We start from the raw sequence: 507 nt of genomic DNA on the forward strand, positions 1-507 counted from the left end.
GGGGGAGAATTTCGGAGAGAAAGTTCCGGGATCTTCTGCGCCTCTTCGCAACCGATATCACCGCTGATCGCGCCGCCTCACTGACCGGCCTTAACCACAAATCAGCCGCCGCGATTTTCACTCTTTTGCGCCTGCGGATGGCCGAGCTGGCCGAGGCCGATTGTCCCTTCCGTGGACAAGTCGAAGTCGACGAAAGCTACTTCGGTCCGACCCGAGTAAGGGGCCAGCCAGGGCGTGGAGCGGGCAAAAAGACCCCGGTCTTCGGGATCCTAGAACGGGGTGGCCGCGTGCATTGCCAGATCGTAAGAAACTGTTCGAAAGCAACTCTCTCCGCGATCATAGAGGGCCGTGTCCACCTCTCCGTAGAGATCACCACAGACGGGTTTCGCTCCTATGACGGTCTGGTCGAGGCCGGCTTCAAGCGCCATCACCGGATCAATCACGGCAAGGCTCAGTTCGCCAGAAACGGTGTCCATATCAACGGCATCGAAAGCTTCTGGAGCTACG

General features: G+C 59.0%; 1 protein-coding gene. It reads left to right on the forward strand.

Annotated elements, in window-relative coordinates; genetic code table 11:
* A partial coding sequence (locus I6N89_RS25355; RefSeq protein ID WP_207020975.1) for an IS1595 family transposase occupies positions 1-507 on the forward strand: 507 nt, incomplete at both ends.

Source organism: Salipiger abyssi (genome assembly GCF_017311415.1).
Taxonomy (GTDB): domain Bacteria; phylum Pseudomonadota; class Alphaproteobacteria; order Rhodobacterales; family Rhodobacteraceae; genus Salipiger; species Salipiger abyssi_A.